Genomic DNA, 16,642 nt, shown 5'->3' with positions numbered 1-16,642 from the left:
ATAAATGGCTAAAGATAATAAAAAACAAAGACTTCAAACTCGTAAAAAAAGAGTTAGAGCAAAAATCAGCGGTACTCCTGAAAGACCAAGACTTTCCGTATACAAATCAAATGCTAATATCTACGCACAAGTCATTGATGATGTAAATGGTGTAACATTAGCAAGTGCAAATACTTTACAAGAAGATGTAGCTAATGGTTTAGAATCCAAATCAAATATTGAAGCTGCAAGTAAAGTAGGTGAAGCTATAGCGAAAAGAGCAATTGAAGCTGGTATAAGTGAAGTTGCTTTTGATAGAAATGGTAATATTTACCATGGGAAAGTTAAAGCTCTAGCTGAAGCAGCAAGAGAAGCTGGTCTTAAGTTTTAATAGGAGGTATTAGATGAAATATTTATTAAGAAGTGAAGTAGAAAAGCTAAACCTCGAAGATAGAGTAGTATCAATCAACAGAGTTGCTAAAACTGTAAAAGGTGGACGTAACATGAGATTTGCAGCTCTTGTAGTAGTAGGAGATTCTAACGGTGTAGTTGGAATTGGAACAGGAAAAGCTACAGAAGTACCAGAAGCAATTAGAAAAGCAACAGAAGATGCTAAAAAACATATGATCAAGGTTCCAGTAGTAGGAACAACAATTCCACATAGAATAGAAGGGCATAAAGCAAGCGGACATGTACTATTAATGCCAGCAGCAGAAGGTACTGGAGTCATCGCTGGTGGACCTGTACGTGCTATATGCGAACTTGCAGGTTATAAAGATATCAGAGCTAAAAACTTAGGAAGCAACAATCCTAGAAATATTATCAATGCTTGTCTAGATGCTTTCTATAACATGAAAACTGTTGAAGATGTTGCTAAACTTCGTGGTAAATCGGTAGAAGAATTCGATTATTAAGGAGCAAATATGAGCCAATTAGAAATCAAATTAAAAAGATCTTTTATCGGTAGAAAAGATGATCAGATTGCAACAGCAAAAGCTCTAGGTCTTAAAAAGATCGGACAAAGTGTTGTAAGAGAAGATAATCCAGCAGTTAGAGGAATGATTAATAAAATTCCTTTTATGCTTGAAGTAAAAGAAATTAACTAGGAGTGTAAGATGAAATTACATGAATTACAACCTAATCAACCACTAAAGAAGAAAAAAAGAAAAGGTAGAGGTCCAGGTTCAGGAAATGGTACACGTGCTGGTCGTGGACAAGATGGACAAAACTCAAGATCTGGTGGTGGAGTAAGACCAGGTTTTGAAGGTGGTCAAATGCCTTTATATAGACGTCTTCCAAAAAGAGGCTTCCAAAATATCAATAAAAAACAATACGAAGTTATCAATGTAGAAACATTAAATATGTTTGAGGATGGAACAGAAGTAACACCAGAATTACTATTTGAAAATAAAATATTGAATAAAAACAAAGCTAAAGATGGAGTTAAGATCCTTGGTGATGGAGAACTTACAACAAAACTTAATGTAAAAGCTCACAAATTCACAGCAAGTGCTAAAGAAAAAATCGAAGCGGCTGGTGGATCAGTTGAAGAAATTGAAGTTAAAAAATGGGTAAGACCATCTGAGAAAGATACAAAAGCAGAAAACTAAGAAGGTGAGCAATGCTAGAAACAATTAAAAAAGCATCTAGAGAGCCTGAAATCAGAGAAAGATTCTGGTTTACCATGCTTATGCTTTTGGTTTATAGGTTTGGAAATAATATTCCATTACCATTTATAGATCAAGAGGCTCTCAAAAGTGCTTACTCATCTGTTGAAGGTACCTTAGTTGACTATCTAAATATGTTAACTGGTGGTGGCCTATCAACCCTATCAATCTTTGCCCTAGGCGTTCAGCCTTACATTACGTCTTCTATCGTCATGCAACTATTAACAGTAGTTATACCAAGACTAGAGGAACTTACACGTGAAGGAGAACAAGGACGTAAGCAAATCCAAAAATACACTAGATATGTAACAATAGTATTAGCGATATTCCAAGCTATAGCAGTTACTAACGGTTTATATGGAGCAGCACTTTCAAATGCAACAACATTCCAAAAAATAGCAATGAATGTAATCCTTATCGGTGGAACAATGTTTGTTACATGGATGGGTGAAACTATTACAGAAAAAGGACTTGGAAATGGTACAAGCCTTCTAATCTTTATGGGTATCATAGCATCATTTCCAAAGACACTATCCAGATGGACTTCACAAGTTCACTATGGATTAGTAGGATATTTACCAATTATAATAATGGCGATTTTAGTAATCCTTATTGTAATTGCAGTAGTATTAATATCCGAAGGTGAACGTAGAATTCCAATTCAGTATGCTAAAAGAGTCGTAGGACGTAAGATGTATGGTGGTCAATCAACCCATATACCTGTTAAGGTAAATATGGGTGGAGTTATGCCAATAGTATTTGCTTCAGCAGTGTTGGCTATACCATCTACAATTAGTTTATTCTTTGGCAATGGTGGACAAAGTGGTATAACAAATTTCTTCCAAAATACAACTGGAGGTTTTATTCTATACCTAATAATCCAATCAGCACTTATCTTAATATTTGCATATTTTTATAACCAAATTCAGTTTAATACTGTAGAATATGCAAAACAATTACAACAAAATGGTGGGTTCATTCCAGGAATTAGACCAGGAAAGCCAACAAGTGAATACTTAGCAAAAGTTGCTACCAGGATTACTTTTATAGGCTCAATAGCCTTAGCGCTTCTTACAATAATTCCAGCAATTGCTTCCAAACTTTTAGGATTGAGACTATCATTTGGTGGTTCTTCAGTAATCATAGTAGTTGGAGTTATAATTGAAACTATAAAACAACTTGAAGCAATGATGACAATGAAACAATACAAAGGATTTTTAAATAGGTAAAAGATGAATATTATATTGTTAGGCCCCCCAGGAGCAGGTAAAGGTACACTATCAAATAAAATTTTAGAAAATTTAGATGCAGTACAAATAGCCACAGGAGATTTATTTAGATATAACATCCACAATAAAACTCCTCTAGGCTTAAAAGCAAAAGAGTATATGGATCAAGGTAATCTTGTACCAGATGAATTAACCATTGATTTATTATGGGACTACTTTGATAAGCAAGAAAACACAAAAAGTTCTGATAAGATTGTTTTATTCGATGGTTTTCCAAGAAACCTAAGCCAAGCCCAAGCTTTAGATCAAGGTATGGAAGATAGGGGCCAAAAAATTGATGGAGTAATCTACTTTGATGTAGATGAAGATATATTAATTGAAAGAGTAACAGGCAGAAGAGTTTGTCCAAATTGTGGAGCTACATATCACATAATTAATCATCCACCAAAGGTAGATGGAATATGTGATAAATGTAAAACAGAACTAATTCAAAGGGCAGATGATACACTTGAAACAGTAAAAAATAGAATCGATGTTTACAATGAACAAACAGCGGTACTCATTGATTATTACACAAACAAAGGTATATTAAAGAGTATTGATGGCAGCAAAACTATCGATGAAGTTTTTGAAGAATTTAAACATAAATTAGGAGAAATAAACTAATTTATGATTAGTAGAAAAAGAGAAAATATCGAATCTCTTTGAGCAAATATGTCTTATGGATATAAGGCAAATAAATTAGTTTTATAAGACATGTTAGAAGCAAAAAAGGAGGTTCTATATATGTCAAAAAAAGATGCTATAGAAGTTACAGGAGTTGTTACAGAAGCTCTACCAAACGCAATATTTAAAGTAGAACTAGACAATGGACACGAAATCCAAGCCCATATCTCAGGCAAGCTTCGAATGAACAGCATAAGAATACTAGAAGGAGATAAAGTAACAGTAGAACTATCTCCATATGACTTAAGCCAAGGAAGAATCACTTGGAGGAAGAAGTAGTCCCATCATCATGGGTGGAAAATGCGAAGCATTTTACATTTTCGAGACGAAGTCCTAGATTAACCGGACGGGCGATCATGAGTCCGAAAAACTAAGCGAGAAGAAGAGCATCTTCTTTGAGAGGAAAATCATCATGGGTGGAAAATGCGAAGCATTTTACATTTTCGAGACGAAGTCCTAGATCGACCGGACGGGCGATCATGAGTCCGAAAAACTAAGCGAGAAGAAGAGCATCTTCTTTGAGAGGAAAATCATCGTGGGTGGAAAATGCGAAGCATTTTACATTTTCGAGACGAAGTCCTAGATTAACCAGACGGGTGATTATGAGTCCTAAAGACTAATCTATAAAGCCTTGAGAGGATAATTCCATTAGGACTTAAAAATAAGTCAGATAAAGACAAGGAGAATAACATGAAAGTTAGAGCATCAGTAAAAAAAATGTGCGATAAATGCAAAATTATCAAAAGAAATGGTAAAGTTATGGTAATTTGCGAAAATCCAAAGCATAAACAAAGACAAGGTTAGGAGGGTTTAATGCCAAGATTAGCTGGTATAGATTTACCTAGAGAAAAAAGAGCAGAAATAGGCCTTACTTATATCTATGGTATCGGTCGTGCAACTGCAAACGAAATATTAAAAAATACAGGAATCAATCCTGATACAAAAATGAAAGATCTTACTGAAGAAGAATTAGGTAAAATCCGTGAACAACTAAACAACTATACAATCGAAGGTGATTTACGTCGTGAAACATCTATGAATATTAGAGCACTTCGTGAAATCAACAGCTATAGAGGTCTTAGACACAAAGCGGGACTTCCAGTAAGAGGACAAAATACAAAAAATAACGCTAGAACTAGAAAAGGAAGAAAGGGTTAAGGAGAACAATGGCTCAAAAAGGAAAAACAACATCACGTAAACGTAGAGTTAAGAAAAATGTTGAACGTGGCCAAGCTCACATTAACTCAACATTTAATAACACAATGGTAACTATTACAGATATGCAAGGTAACGCTTTATCTTGGGCATCTGCTGGACAACTTGGTTTTAGAGGTAGTAGAAAATCTACACCATTTGCTGCACAAGAAGCTGCAGAAACAGCTGCTAAAAAAGCAATTGACCAAGGACTAAAAACAGTAGAAGTATATGTAAAAGGACCAGGTTCTGGACGTGAATCTGCAATAAGAAGCTTACAAGCTGCAGGACTTGAAGTTACAATGATTAAAGATGTAACACCAATTCCACATAATGGATGCAGACCACCAAAAAGAAGAAGAGTTTAATAAGGAGAAATTATGGCAGTATCAAAAGATCCAGTTTATAAAAGAGCAAGAGCTTTAGGAATTTCTCCAGCATACCTTGGATACACAGGTGAATCTAAAAGACAACTCCCACAAAGACGTGGTAAAATGTCAGACTACGGTATGCAACAAAGAGAAAAGCAAAAAGCTAAATTTATCTATGGAGTATCTGAAAAACAATTTAGAGGATACTATGAAAAAGCAACTACAATGGAAGGACAAACAGGTGAACAACTTATAATCCTTTGCGAAAGAAGATTAGATAATATAGCATTTAGATCAGGTCTTGCAAGAACAAGAAGAGAAGCAAGACAAATAGTAACTCACGGACATTTATTAGTAAATGGTAAACAAGTAGATATCCCTTCATATCTTGTAGAAGAAGGCGATGTAGTCGAAGTACGTGAAAAATCTAAAAACAAAGAATTATTCAAAACTATCAAAGAAACAAACGCAACTTTTGGAGTAGTTGATTGGATAAATTCTGATATAGAAAACTTAAAAGTAACAATTGATAGATTCCCAACTAGAGAAGACATTGATATACCAGTAGAAGAACGTATGATCGTAGAGTTCTACTCTAAATAATAATTAAAAAAAGTTAGAACTAAGGAGTTACCATGATCGAAAAATTAGATACAAATATTGAAATATTGGATATAGACGAAGCCAGCAATTATGGCAAATTTGCCTTATATCCACTTGAACGAGGCTATGGTACAACCATTGGAAACAGTATGAGAAGGGTGTTACTTTCATCCTTACCTGGTTCTAGCGTCTCAAAAATTCTCATAGAAGGAGTCCTCCATGAATTTTCAATAATTGATGGAGTAGTAGAAGACGTTCCTGAAATCATCCTAAACTTAAAGGGTCTTGATATTAAGAAAAATAGTGATGAAGATGTAACATTATTTTTAGATATTGAAGGACCAAAGATTGTAACAGCAAAAGATATAAGCAAGGATAGTTCAATTGAAATTGCAAATCCTGATCATTATATAGCAACTGTTAATGACAAGGCTAAGCTATTTATATCACTTGAAGTTACAAATGGTAAGGGATATAGAATTTCAGATCAAAACAAATCTGACTCAGATCCTATCGGAACTATCGCTATTGACTCTTCATTTACTCCGGTTGAAAAAGTAAACTACTATGTAGAAAATACTAGAGTAGGAGAAGCAACAGACTATGATAAACTTGTCATAGAAGTATGGACAAATGGAACTATCTCACCACAAGAAGCTTTATCAGAAGGTGCAAGTATTCTTATAGATGACTTCACTTACTTCAAAGATCTTCCAAATGTAGAATTTGTTGAAGAAGAAGAAATCGAGGAAGTTGAAGAAGAAACTTTCACAGAACCAAGTGATACAGAGTTAGGCAAGACGATTGAAGAAATGGATCTATCTTTACGTTCATTTAACTGTCTAAAAAGAGCTGGTTTTGATACAGTAGGTGATATAGTAGAAAAATCTGAAGCAGAACTTAAAACTATCAAAAATTTTGGTAAAAAATCATTAGAAGAAGTAAAAGATAAGATTCATGATATGGGTCTAAGTCTAAAAGATGAATAGGAGGTAAGAATGGCTAATAAAAGAAAACTTGGCAGAAGAACTGACCATAGAAATACCATGCTTAGAAACCAAGTGACTTCTTTATTCGAAAACGGTAGAATTGAAACTACTATTTCAAGAGCTAAAGAAACACAAAAGATGGCAGAAAAAATGATTAGTCTTGGCAAAGAAAATACACTTCACTCAAGAAGACAAGCAGCAGCTTACATTTATAAACCTTCAACAGTTCAAAAGCTATTTGACGAAATAGCTCCAGAATATGCTGAAAGAAACGGTGGATACACAAGAGTATTAAAACTAGGACCAAGGAGAGGAGATGGCTCAGAAAGAGCTATACTTGAATTAGTTTAATAATAATCCAGTCTGATAAGAGAGTAATATTGGGCTTAGTTATTAGTATAAAAATAAATTAATAAGTTAAAACAAGACTTCTAGCATCTTTGGCGAAACAAAGGTGCTTTTTTATTTATCTTAATTTTAAAAATAGCAATTTGACAAAGCTAATACATAGTGTTAGGATGATTGTAGGTTAAATTAAATAAATCGCAGGGGGACTTTACTATAAAAGTTGAGAAGGTAAAACCTGACCCTTAGAACCTGTTAGTTAATACTAGCGTAGGGAGCAAAAAGATGTAGTACTTGCATATTTTTGCAGGTATTTTTTATTTTATAATCCTTAACGTAGATGTATTACGATTAACATGGGTTCTCCTCTATATATAAATCAACCTTGAATAATAAAAATTAAAAAAGGAGAGCTAATAAAATGCAAAGAAATTACAAGACACAAATGCAAGCTGCTAGAATGGGGATAATAACTTCTGAAATGGAAGTCGTTGCTAAAAAAGAAAATATAGATCCAGAGACTTTAAGAGGATACATAGCTGAAGGTAAAGCCATTATTCCAGCAAATATTAAACATAAAGCAATAGATCCAGAAGGATTAGGATCAATGCTTACAACAAAGGTTAATGTTAACTTGGGTATATCAAGAGATGCAAAAGACTATGATAAGGAAATAGAAAAAGTAAATAAAACTATAGAACTTGGTGCTCATGCAATTATGGACTTATCAAGTCATGGAAACACCCAACCATTTAGACAAAAACTTGTTGAAGAAAGCAAGGTAATGCTTGGAACAGTACCAGTATATGATGCTGTAATCCATTATCAAAGAGACCTTAAAGATATAAGTGGAAGAGATTTTGTAGATGTAATAAGACTACACGCAGAAGATGGTGTGGATTTTGTAACTCTTCACTGTGGTATAAATAAAAAAACTATGGATCAAATAAAGAATGAAAAGAGAAAGATGAATATAATTTCTCGAGGCGGTTCTCTAGTATTTGCTTGGATGAGTATGACTGGAGAGGAAAATCCATTCTATGAATATTACGATGAAATCTTAGATATTTGTCGTGAATATGACGTTACTATATCCCTAGGAGACGCTTGTCGTCCAGGTTGTCTTGCAGATGCATCTGATATATCTCAAATTGATGAGCTAGTTAGACTTGGAGAACTTACACAAAGAGCTTGGGATAAGGATGTACAAGTAATGGTAGAAGGACCAGGACACATGCCTATGGATCAAATAGCAGCTAATATGAAAATACAACAAAGTTTATGTAAAGGAGCACCTTTCTACGTATTAGGGCCAATAGTTACAGATATAGCTCCAGGTTATGATCACATAACAGCAGCTATAGGGGGAGCTATAGCTGCTCAAAATGGAGCTAGCTTTCTTTGTTATGTAACTCCTGCAGAACACTTAGGCTTACCTAATGTAGAAGATACTAGAGAAGGTATTATTGCAACTAAAATTGCAGCTCATGCAGCAGATATAGCAAATAAGTTGCCAAAATCAAGAGAGCTAGATGATCAAATGGCAGATGCTAGAAGAAATCTAGATTGGGAAGCACAATTTAACATTGCCATGGACCCAGAAAAAGCACGCACAAAAAGGGATGAATACAAGCCAGAAAATGAAGATTCATGTTCTATGTGTGGTAAATTCTGCTCAATTAGGAGCATGAACAAGGCCCTAGAAGGTGAAGAAATAGATATATTATAATAAAAGTATTAGTAGAGGTAAGGCTTATTATACCTTGCCTTTTTTGTTATTTATATTAAAGATTTAGATAAATAAAAAATATATACCTACCATTATGTTTTATAGACTTTGATTTAATAACTAAAAATAGTAATATTATTAATTAATACGAAAAACATAGTTAGGAGATTGAAATGAAATATAAGCTAATAATATTTGACATGGATGGTTTGATGTTTGATACTGAGAAAATGTATTATGAATCTTGCAAAAAGTTTGCTGCAGATTATGGATTTTCCTATGATATAAATAAAAGAAACCAAATGGCTGGAATGAGTGAAGCTGGTATTCATAGATTTATTGCAGATGATATAGGCAGTGAAGAAAAAACTACACAGTTTAGAAATAAACTTAAAGATTATAGAGAAGAATATTTTAAGAGTTATGAAAAAAGTATCAAAAAAGAAGGACTTGACCAACTATTAAAATTTATTAAAGAAAATAATATTAGGGCTTGTGTAGCATCATCTTCTTCTAGAGAAAAAGTTTCATTTTTATTAGAGAAGGAAAGAATTTACGAATACTTTGATTTTATTATATCCGGAGAAGAACTTAAAGAAAGTAAACCAAATCCAGAAATATTTATAAAGGCAATCGAAAAAGCTAGGGTTGAAAAAAATGAAGCACTTATATTAGAAGATTCAAATAATGGATATAAGGCTGCCAAAGCTGCTGGTATTGACTACTTTATAGTTCATGATACTTCTTTTGATAAAAATTTTGATGCTGATAGAGAGCTTGTTGATCTTTATCAAGTTATTAATTACATAAATTAATCATTAGATAATTATATTATAAATACAAAGATAATAAAGTATTATACAATATACTTTGGCATGTGATATAGGTTAATACGAGTTTATTATCTTCAATTTATCTTTCTATATGTAAAAATAGGAAGAATAGTTAATAAGTATTATTTTTATATTTTATAAAAAAACTTACTTGTTATATAAAATGAATCCATTTTATTATAGTATTGTAATTTTTGGTCAATATATTTATCTTTATTACTTATATAAAGCTTATAAAATTAGAAATTTTAAATATTGCTTTCCTTAAATTCAATTTAAATCTTATAAACGTTGAAATTCCAAGTATATATACTTTGAGAATTATTTGCCAAAGTTTAGGTAAAATGATATAGTTATTAGTAAGAAGTTTCAAAAATTAATGTGTTAAGGGATGGAAGTTATGGCAAAAACACTTGTAGATAAATTAGAAGAAACAAATTTTGCTGTGTTAAACTCAATGGATGATTGGGTTAGGATAGTGGACCCTAAAGGAAACACTATGTTTATTAATGATTCTTTAAAAGAAGCTAGGAAGAAGTCCGAAGATCTTAAGATATATCTAGATGAAAATGTCCCCCGTAACCTTGCAAGTGAGAATGAGTCTATTAGAAATACCACTGTAGTTGAGGAAAAACTTATTTCAGAAAGATACTATAGCATAAAGGCTTCTCCTATTTTTTATGAAGATAAATACAAGGGTACAGTTGAAGTTTTTCGTGATATAACTAGAGAAACTATGATGAAAATTGAGTTATTTGAAGCTAATCGAAGTATGCTTGATGATATAAGATTTGTTAGAAAAGTTCAGTCTTCTATTTTACCTAAAAGTAAGGATTATGGAAATATTATTTTAGAAGGTATATATATACCTAGTGCTAATGTTTCTGGAGATCTTTATGACATTATAAGGCTAGATGATAGTAGATATGCATTTTATATAGCTGATGTAATGGGACATGGGGTCAAGGCATCTATAATGACTATGTTCATTAAGGTATCTATAGGCTCAATTTTTGATAAGCACCCAGAATTTACTCCTTCAGATGCCTTTCTTAAACTTCGTGAAAGATTTTTTGATTTAGATATAGATTCTTCTCAGTATTTTACAGCTTGGCTTGGAATTTTCGATTTTAAAGACAATAGCTTAATATTTTCTAATGCTGGTCATAATTGCCCACCAATGCTATATAAGAATAGTGCCTATACTTGCAAATTTCTCCATGCTAATGGTAGAATGATTTCAAATATTATAGAACCAGATGTATATAATGAAGTGACCTTAAACTTAGAAGAAGGGGACAAAATTCTTTTTTTTACTGATGGAGCAATAGAAGCTAGTAATGAAGATAAAAAAGAATTTGGTCTTGAGAAATTAAGAGAAACTTTTTGTAAATTTCAGGATATAAATAAGATATATGATAGAATAAGTGATTTTACTTGGGGAGAGCAACAAGATGATATAACCCTTGCTATGATTTCTTATAAGGAGAACGAAGATGAGGTTAAATAGATTGATTGACCATACGAATCTTAAGCCAGAGGCTACAAGCTCTGATATAAAAAAGCTTGTAGATGAAGCCATAGAAAATGATTTTTACAGTGTATGTGTAAATTCATCATTTGTAAAACTTATAAAAGACTATAATAAAGATGTAAAAATAACTGCGGTTGTTGGATTTCCATTAGGAGCTATGGCTACATCTGCTAAGGCTTATGAGACAAAATGTGCTATAGAAGATGGTGCTAATGAAATTGATATGGTTATAGAAATTGGCCGACTCAAGGAAAAAGACTATGACTATGTTATAGAAGATATAAAAGCAGTTAAAGAGGCTTGTGGAAATAATATTTTAAAAGTTATCGTGGAAACTTGTTTACTTACAGAAGAAGAAATTATAAAAGCTTGCGATCTTGCAGTAAAAGCAGGAGCTGATTTTGTAAAAACATCTACTGGTTTTTCAACAGATGGTGCAAAAGCTAAACATATAGCTACTATGCGAAAAACAGTGGGTCCTAATATAGGAGTGAAAGCTAGTGGAGGAATTCATACGGCAAGTGAAGCATTAGAAATGGTAGAAGCAGGAGCTAGTAGAATTGGAGCAAGCAAGTCTATAGAAATTTGTGCAGAGGATAAATAATGGCAAATGAAGTAATGATGCAATCTTTCGAGTGGGACACTCCAGCAGATGGCAGTTTTTATAAAAATCTAAGAAAAAATGCAAAAAAACTTAAAGAAAATGGCATAGATGCACTATGGATGCCACCAATGACCAAGGGTGGATCCGATATGGATGTAGGTTATGGTGCCTATGACCTTTGGGATTTGGGAGAATTTGACCAAAAAGGAACAATAAGAACCAAATATGGTACTAAAGAAGAGCTACTAGAGGCGATAAACTCTCTTCATGAAGCAGGAATAAAATGCTATGCTGATGTAGTTTTAAACCATAAGGGAAATGGAGATGCAAAAGAAAAGTTTAAGGCAGTAATGGTTGATCAAAATAACCGTACTCAAGATGTTGGAGAAGAAACTGATATAGAAGCTTGGACTCATTTCACTTTTCCAGGTCGTAAGGGAAAATATTCCGGAATGCAATGGCACTGGTATCACTTTACCGGTGTAGACTATGATGATTTATCAGAAACTTCTGCTATCTATAGGATAGTTGGAGATGGGAAATATTGGGATATCGATGTTTCCAATGAAAAAGGAAACTTTGATTACCTTATGAATAACGATATAGACCATACTCACCCAGAAGTACGTGATGAAATATTTAAATGGACTGACTGGTTTATAAAAGAGACTGATGTAGATGGCTTCCGTTACGATGCTTTAAAACATATATCAGAAGACTTTATCAAAGATTTATCAGGTCATATCATAGATGAAAATGGGATAGAAAACTTTTATCTATTTGGAGAATTTTGGCAATATTCTAAGGATACTATTAGTGCATATTTAGAATCTACAAATTATCAAATAGATCTATTTGATGTGCCGCTTCACTTTCACTTTGAAGAAGCTAGTAAGTCCATGGGCAATTACGATATGAGAAAGATTTTTGATAATACTATTGTAAAAGACTTTCCAGAACAAGCGGTTACTTTTGTAGATAATCACGATAGCCAACCAGGTCAAGGACTTGATTCTTGGGTAGATGGATGGTTTAAGGAAATAGCCTATGCCTTAATTTTATTTAGAAAAGATGGCTACCCATGTATATTTGCAGGTGATTATTATGGACTTTGTGGACCAACAAAAACAGATTCATTAGAAGGTATGATTAATAATATGATAAAAGTTCGTAAGAACTATAATTATGGAGATCAAGATGATTACTTCGATGATCCAGCAGTTATAGGTTGGGTTAGACGCGGAGATGAGGAACACAAGCCACTAGCAGTACTAATTTCAATCAAAGATAATGCAGAAAAACAAATGCACGTTGGAGAAAGTGAAGCAGGTGCTACTTATGTAGATCTATCAGGTAAAAATGAAGAAGTAGTTATAGATGATGATGGAAATGGATTATTTACAGTAGGCGGCGGGAAAGTAACTTATTGGACAAATAAAGAAACATTATGAAATATTATGCAGTAAAAAAAGGTAGGAATCCTGGGATATATACATCCTGGGATTCTTGTTTAGAAGAAGTAAAAGGCTATAGTGGAGCAATCTATAAGTCATTTAAAAGTTTAGAAGATGCTAATACTTTTATGGATGATAGCAAAAAAGAGTTAGAATTAACAGAAAATTCTGTAATAGCTTATGTAGACGGTTCTTACAATCAAAAACTAAAAGTTTATGGATCAGGAGTAGTATATATTACAGAAGGAAAAGAAAAAGAATTAATGAGGTCTTACGATGATTCTTATCATACTCATAGAAATGTAGCAGGAGAAGTTAAGGCAAGTGAACTTGCCATAAGTGAAGCTATCAAAGATAAGAAAGATCAAATAGTAATCTACCACGACTACCAAGGCATAGCAAGTTGGGCAGATGGGCACTGGAAGACTAATAATGATCTTACCAAATCCTATAAGAGATTTATATATGAAGCAAGAAAAAGAATAAAAATAAATTTTGTAAAAGTAAAAGGTCATTCTAACGATAAGTACAATGATAAAGCAGATTTACTTGCAAAGAAAGCTTGTGGTATAGAAATATAAAAGAGGCTGTTGCAAATAATAGATATTTATTTTGCGACAGCTCTTTTTAAAGTTATTATTTTGTTATTGAATCTATATAGAATGTTGTGTAATTTAATTATTATTTTAGTGTGTTATATCTACTCGCGTTCTCGGGATCGTGGAGATTACTGTAATCATAATCACCATACCACCGAGAGAGTATACATAAGTTATAAAATAATATTTAATAAAAATATATGAAAATCATAACTAAGCAAGCACCATAAATATCAAGTGAGCTGAAAAGCCAGCAACGATACCACCAATTGTATGTGACAAAATGGCTTTACCAGTAAGATCTTTTGATCCAATAGCATCCATCATTGCAACATGGGTGGATAAATATCCTGACCAGCACATGCAAATTGCTGTGAACACTGCTAAATCATTGGCGCTTGCAAGATTAGAAGTTACAAGTCCTTTAGCAACGCCCATAGCTGCCCCCGCAGATCCTAGGGCTGTTATTGGAACTGCTATTGATTCACTATGAGTAAATCCAAATAAAGGATTTAATATAAAAGAAAGCTTATTTCCTATCCATGGTAGAACAGGAATACCTTCATTAATGGCACCTGTATAAATCCCATCAGGATTTGCTGTATTTGTTAGAAGCATTATGATAGTGCATATACTTATAACACCTGGAATTATTGATACTCCCATGTTTACACCAGACTTGCCACCATCGAGTAAAGCTTCTATAAATCTTACTCCAACAGAGCCATTTCGAATAGTTCTAGAATCTTTAGGCAAATCTTTAAGTGACTCTACATTTACCATTTCTTCTGTGCCATATTCTTTTTTAGTAAATGATTGCATCATTCTAACGCTTACAATGGAACCTATGAAAGCGCCAAGATTTCCTATAAGAGCAGCTTTGCCAGCTTTTTCTAGTGGTAAGGCACCTAGGCTAGTAGTAACTATTAGTCCCATGCCAAATGATGTCCCTAGATTAGTCAAAGATGGTAGTTGAAACTTTTTAAATAGTGATTTAAAATTTTCCTCATCTGCCAGAGTTAATATTGATGGGTTATCAGACAAATAGCAATTTAATATACCTAGAGAAGATGCTCCTGGAAGATTATAGATAGGCTTCATTATTTTTGAAAGCAGGACATCTATTAAGGCAATAAATCCAAACTCAGCAAATAAAGCTGATAGAGATCCTGTTAATACACATATTGCCATAAGATAAAGGCAAGTATTTATAAGTAAATCAAAGGCTTGACTCATAATTGTTGAAAGCATATTAGTAAGGCCCATTGTTTTTGCGATAGGGATAAAAAATCCGAAAAATAGGACTACGAATATAAAATTTTCCTTGCTAATATTTTTTATGTATTTTCTCTGATTATTCATTATAACCTCTTTTCTAATATGTATAATTATAATAGATTAACAAAATATTGTCTATTAATACTTGTAAAATATAGAGATATTAGTAAAATTTATTATAGAAATGGAAATGAAGTTCTTCCATGAAATTATTCAAAACCGCTAAAAGCTGATGACTTCTGCGAGTGCAGATAGTATCAGCTTTTTTTTTAATATGAGGAGATTTTATGTTAACAGATATAGCTATTATTTTTATTTTTGGTATTATTTTTGCAAGATTTTCAGAAAAAATAGGGCTTGCACCTATTATCGGCATGCTCATTGCGGGGATATTAATAAGTCCTAATCAATTTGGGCTTGTTAGTGAAAATATTGTAAATTTAAGTGCTGATTTAAGGCAAATTGCCTTGGTAACTATATTGACTCGTGCGGGACTTTCTTTAAACTTTGATAAACTAAAAAAAGTTGGACGTCCAGCTATTTTTTTAAGCTTTTTGCCAGCTACTTTTGAGATGCTAGGATTAATTATTTTTGGCAAGATGATATTTAAGATAGACACTATAGACGCAGGTATACTTGCAGCAGTTTTAGCAGCAGTAAGCCCAGCTATAGTTGTGCCACGAATGATAAAACTTATGGATGAGGGGTATGGAAGAGATAAAAGTATTCCTGAGATGATTTTAGCTGGAGCTAGTGTAGATGATGTATTTGTAATAGTATTTTTCTCCTCTTTTTTAGCTCTAAAAACTGGAGGTGAATTATCAGCTATGAGCTTTATAAATATTCCTATTTCTATATTTACAGGAATTTTATTTGGGATTATAGTTGGAAAAATTTTAGCTATTTTATTTAATAAAATTTATATTAATTCTATTTATAAGGCAATGATTTTTATAAGTACTTCATTTTTGATGATGAAATTTCAAAATTTAATAGAAAACTATATAGCTATGGCAGCCTTAATAGCAATTATGGTCAGTGGGATGACTATTAATAGGAAAGATGAAACTTTAACAAAAGAACTTTTAAGTTCATATGACAGACTATGGAAAGTATTTGAATTATTCTTATTTGTACTAGTAGGAATATCTGTAGACATGTCATATGTAAAAGAAGCTGGAATACTAGCCGTATTATTAATTTTAATAGGTTTGATATTTAGGATGATTGGAGTAAATGTTTCCCTTTTAGGAACAAATCTAAATAAAGATGAAAGATTATTTACATCATTCGCCTATTTACCAAAAGCCACAGTCCAGGCAGCCATAGGACCTGTAGCTTTATCCATGGGTCTTTCTAGTGGAAATTTAATCTTGTCAGTATCAGTAATAGCAATACTAATTACAGCACCTTTAGGTGCAATACTAACAGATAAGACTTATAAGAAGCTACTTAAAAAGGGAACTGTTGAAAAACGATAAATGATTATCGTTCTGCAACAGCACCTC

General features: G+C 32.8%; 21 protein-coding genes and 2 riboswitches. Of the genes, 20 read left to right on the top strand and 1 reads right to left on the bottom strand.

Going from position 1 to position 16,642, the window contains the following annotated elements:
- Positions 1-4: 4 nt before the first annotated feature.
- The 19 genes from rplR to J2Z39_RS01100 all read left to right on the top strand — a co-directional run bounded on the left by rplR (position 5) and on the right by J2Z39_RS01100 (position 13,838).
- Positions 5-370, top strand: coding sequence for a 50S ribosomal protein L18 (gene rplR, locus J2Z39_RS01190; protein WP_117520235.1), 366 nt, complete (start codon positions 5-7; stop codon positions 368-370).
- 13 nt (positions 371-383) lie between these two features.
- A complete protein-coding gene (rpsE, locus tag J2Z39_RS01185) occupies positions 384-893 on the top strand; it encodes a 30S ribosomal protein S5 (RefSeq protein ID WP_117520233.1) in 510 nt (169 codons plus the stop codon).
- A 9-nt stretch (positions 894-902) separates the two neighbouring features.
- Positions 903-1,085 (top strand): 50S ribosomal protein L30, encoded by a 183-nt coding sequence (rpmD, locus tag J2Z39_RS01180; protein ID WP_117520231.1) that lies wholly within the window; start codon positions 903-905, stop codon positions 1,083-1,085.
- Positions 1,086-1,094: 9 nt separating this feature from the next.
- Positions 1,095-1,589 carry a 50S ribosomal protein L15 gene (gene rplO, locus J2Z39_RS01175; RefSeq protein ID WP_117520229.1) on the top strand — a complete coding sequence of 165 codons (495 nt, stop codon included), beginning with the start codon at positions 1,095-1,097 and terminating at the stop codon, positions 1,587-1,589.
- 11 nt (positions 1,590-1,600) lie between these two features.
- Complete coding sequence (secY, locus tag J2Z39_RS01170) at positions 1,601-2,875, top strand: preprotein translocase subunit SecY (RefSeq protein WP_117520227.1); 1,275 nt, start codon at positions 1,601-1,603, stop codon at positions 2,873-2,875.
- Positions 2,876-2,878: 3 nt separating this feature from the next.
- Positions 2,879-3,541 (top strand): adenylate kinase, encoded by a 663-nt coding sequence (locus J2Z39_RS01165; RefSeq protein WP_209813373.1) that lies wholly within the window; start codon positions 2,879-2,881, stop codon positions 3,539-3,541.
- 120 nt (positions 3,542-3,661) lie between these two features.
- Positions 3,662-3,880 carry a translation initiation factor IF-1 gene (gene infA / locus J2Z39_RS01160; RefSeq protein WP_004834664.1) on the top strand — a complete coding sequence of 73 codons (219 nt, stop codon included), beginning with the start codon at positions 3,662-3,664 and terminating at the stop codon, positions 3,878-3,880.
- A 411-nt stretch (positions 3,881-4,291) separates the two neighbouring features.
- Positions 4,292-4,405, top strand: a complete 114-nt coding sequence (gene rpmJ / locus J2Z39_RS01155; RefSeq protein WP_004818043.1) for a 50S ribosomal protein L36 — start codon at positions 4,292-4,294, stop codon at positions 4,403-4,405.
- 9 nt (positions 4,406-4,414) lie between these two features.
- Positions 4,415-4,759, top strand: coding sequence for a 30S ribosomal protein S13 (gene rpsM, locus J2Z39_RS01150; protein ID WP_117520223.1), 345 nt, complete (start codon positions 4,415-4,417; stop codon positions 4,757-4,759).
- Between the two features lie 8 nt (positions 4,760-4,767).
- Complete coding sequence (rpsK, locus tag J2Z39_RS01145) at positions 4,768-5,163, top strand: 30S ribosomal protein S11 (RefSeq protein WP_117520221.1); 396 nt, start codon at positions 4,768-4,770, stop codon at positions 5,161-5,163.
- 12 nt (positions 5,164-5,175) lie between these two features.
- Positions 5,176-5,769 carry a 30S ribosomal protein S4 gene (rpsD, locus tag J2Z39_RS01140; RefSeq protein ID WP_117520219.1) on the top strand — a complete coding sequence of 198 codons (594 nt, stop codon included), beginning with the start codon at positions 5,176-5,178 and terminating at the stop codon, positions 5,767-5,769.
- Positions 5,770-5,801: 32 nt separating this feature from the next.
- A complete protein-coding gene (locus tag J2Z39_RS01135; RefSeq protein ID WP_209813371.1) occupies positions 5,802-6,758 on the top strand; it encodes a DNA-directed RNA polymerase subunit alpha in 957 nt (318 codons plus the stop codon).
- A 9-nt stretch (positions 6,759-6,767) separates the two neighbouring features.
- A complete protein-coding gene (gene rplQ / locus J2Z39_RS01130) occupies positions 6,768-7,109 on the top strand; it encodes a 50S ribosomal protein L17 (RefSeq protein ID WP_117520214.1) in 342 nt (113 codons plus the stop codon).
- Between the two features lie 186 nt (positions 7,110-7,295).
- A riboswitch (TPP riboswitch) is annotated at positions 7,296-7,397 on the top strand.
- A 127-nt stretch (positions 7,398-7,524) separates the two neighbouring features.
- Positions 7,525-8,832, top strand: coding sequence for a phosphomethylpyrimidine synthase ThiC (gene thiC, locus J2Z39_RS01125; RefSeq protein WP_117520212.1), 1,308 nt, complete (start codon positions 7,525-7,527; stop codon positions 8,830-8,832).
- Between the two features lie 173 nt (positions 8,833-9,005).
- Positions 9,006-9,647, top strand: coding sequence for an HAD family hydrolase (locus J2Z39_RS01120; protein ID WP_117520210.1), 642 nt, complete (start codon positions 9,006-9,008; stop codon positions 9,645-9,647).
- 418 nt (positions 9,648-10,065) lie between these two features.
- A complete protein-coding gene (locus tag J2Z39_RS01115) occupies positions 10,066-11,175 on the top strand; it encodes a PP2C family protein-serine/threonine phosphatase (protein WP_209813369.1) in 1,110 nt (369 codons plus the stop codon).
- Positions 11,162-11,803, top strand: a complete 642-nt coding sequence (gene deoC / locus J2Z39_RS01110) for a deoxyribose-phosphate aldolase (protein ID WP_209813367.1) — start codon at positions 11,162-11,164, stop codon at positions 11,801-11,803. The genes J2Z39_RS01115 and deoC overlap by 14 nt, the downstream gene beginning before the upstream one ends.
- Positions 11,803-13,254 (top strand): alpha-amylase, encoded by a 1,452-nt coding sequence (locus J2Z39_RS01105; protein WP_209813366.1) that lies wholly within the window; start codon positions 11,803-11,805, stop codon positions 13,252-13,254. The genes deoC and J2Z39_RS01105 overlap by 1 nt, the downstream gene beginning before the upstream one ends.
- Entirely contained in the window at positions 13,251-13,838 is a 588-nt protein-coding gene (locus tag J2Z39_RS01100) for a ribonuclease H1 domain-containing protein (RefSeq protein WP_209813365.1), read from the top strand. Before J2Z39_RS01105 ends, J2Z39_RS01100 begins: the two co-directional genes overlap by 4 nt.
- Positions 13,839-14,069: 231 nt before the next feature.
- On the opposite strand, the gene J2Z39_RS01095 is transcribed toward J2Z39_RS01100, so the two are convergent.
- Positions 14,070-15,218 carry a CD0519/CD1768 family membrane protein gene (locus tag J2Z39_RS01095; protein ID WP_117520200.1) on the bottom strand — a complete coding sequence of 383 codons (1,149 nt, stop codon included), beginning with the start codon at positions 15,216-15,218 and terminating at the stop codon, positions 14,070-14,072.
- Between the two features lie 93 nt (positions 15,219-15,311).
- Positions 15,312-15,383: riboswitch (Fluoride riboswitch) on the top strand.
- Between the two features lie 38 nt (positions 15,384-15,421).
- On the opposite strand from J2Z39_RS01095, the gene J2Z39_RS01090 reads away from it, so the two are divergent.
- Positions 15,422-16,615: a cation:proton antiporter gene (locus J2Z39_RS01090; protein WP_209813362.1), complete on the top strand. Its 1,194-nt coding sequence runs from the start codon at positions 15,422-15,424 to the stop codon at positions 16,613-16,615.
- The last annotated feature ends 27 nt before the right edge of the window (positions 16,616-16,642 follow it).

It is taken from the genome of Anaerococcus nagyae, assembly GCF_017874535.1.
GTDB lineage: Bacteria > Bacillota > Clostridia > Tissierellales > Peptoniphilaceae > Anaerococcus > Anaerococcus nagyae.
The sequence above is the reverse complement of the archived record's forward strand: the minus strand, read 5'-3'. Positions and strand labels throughout refer to the sequence as shown.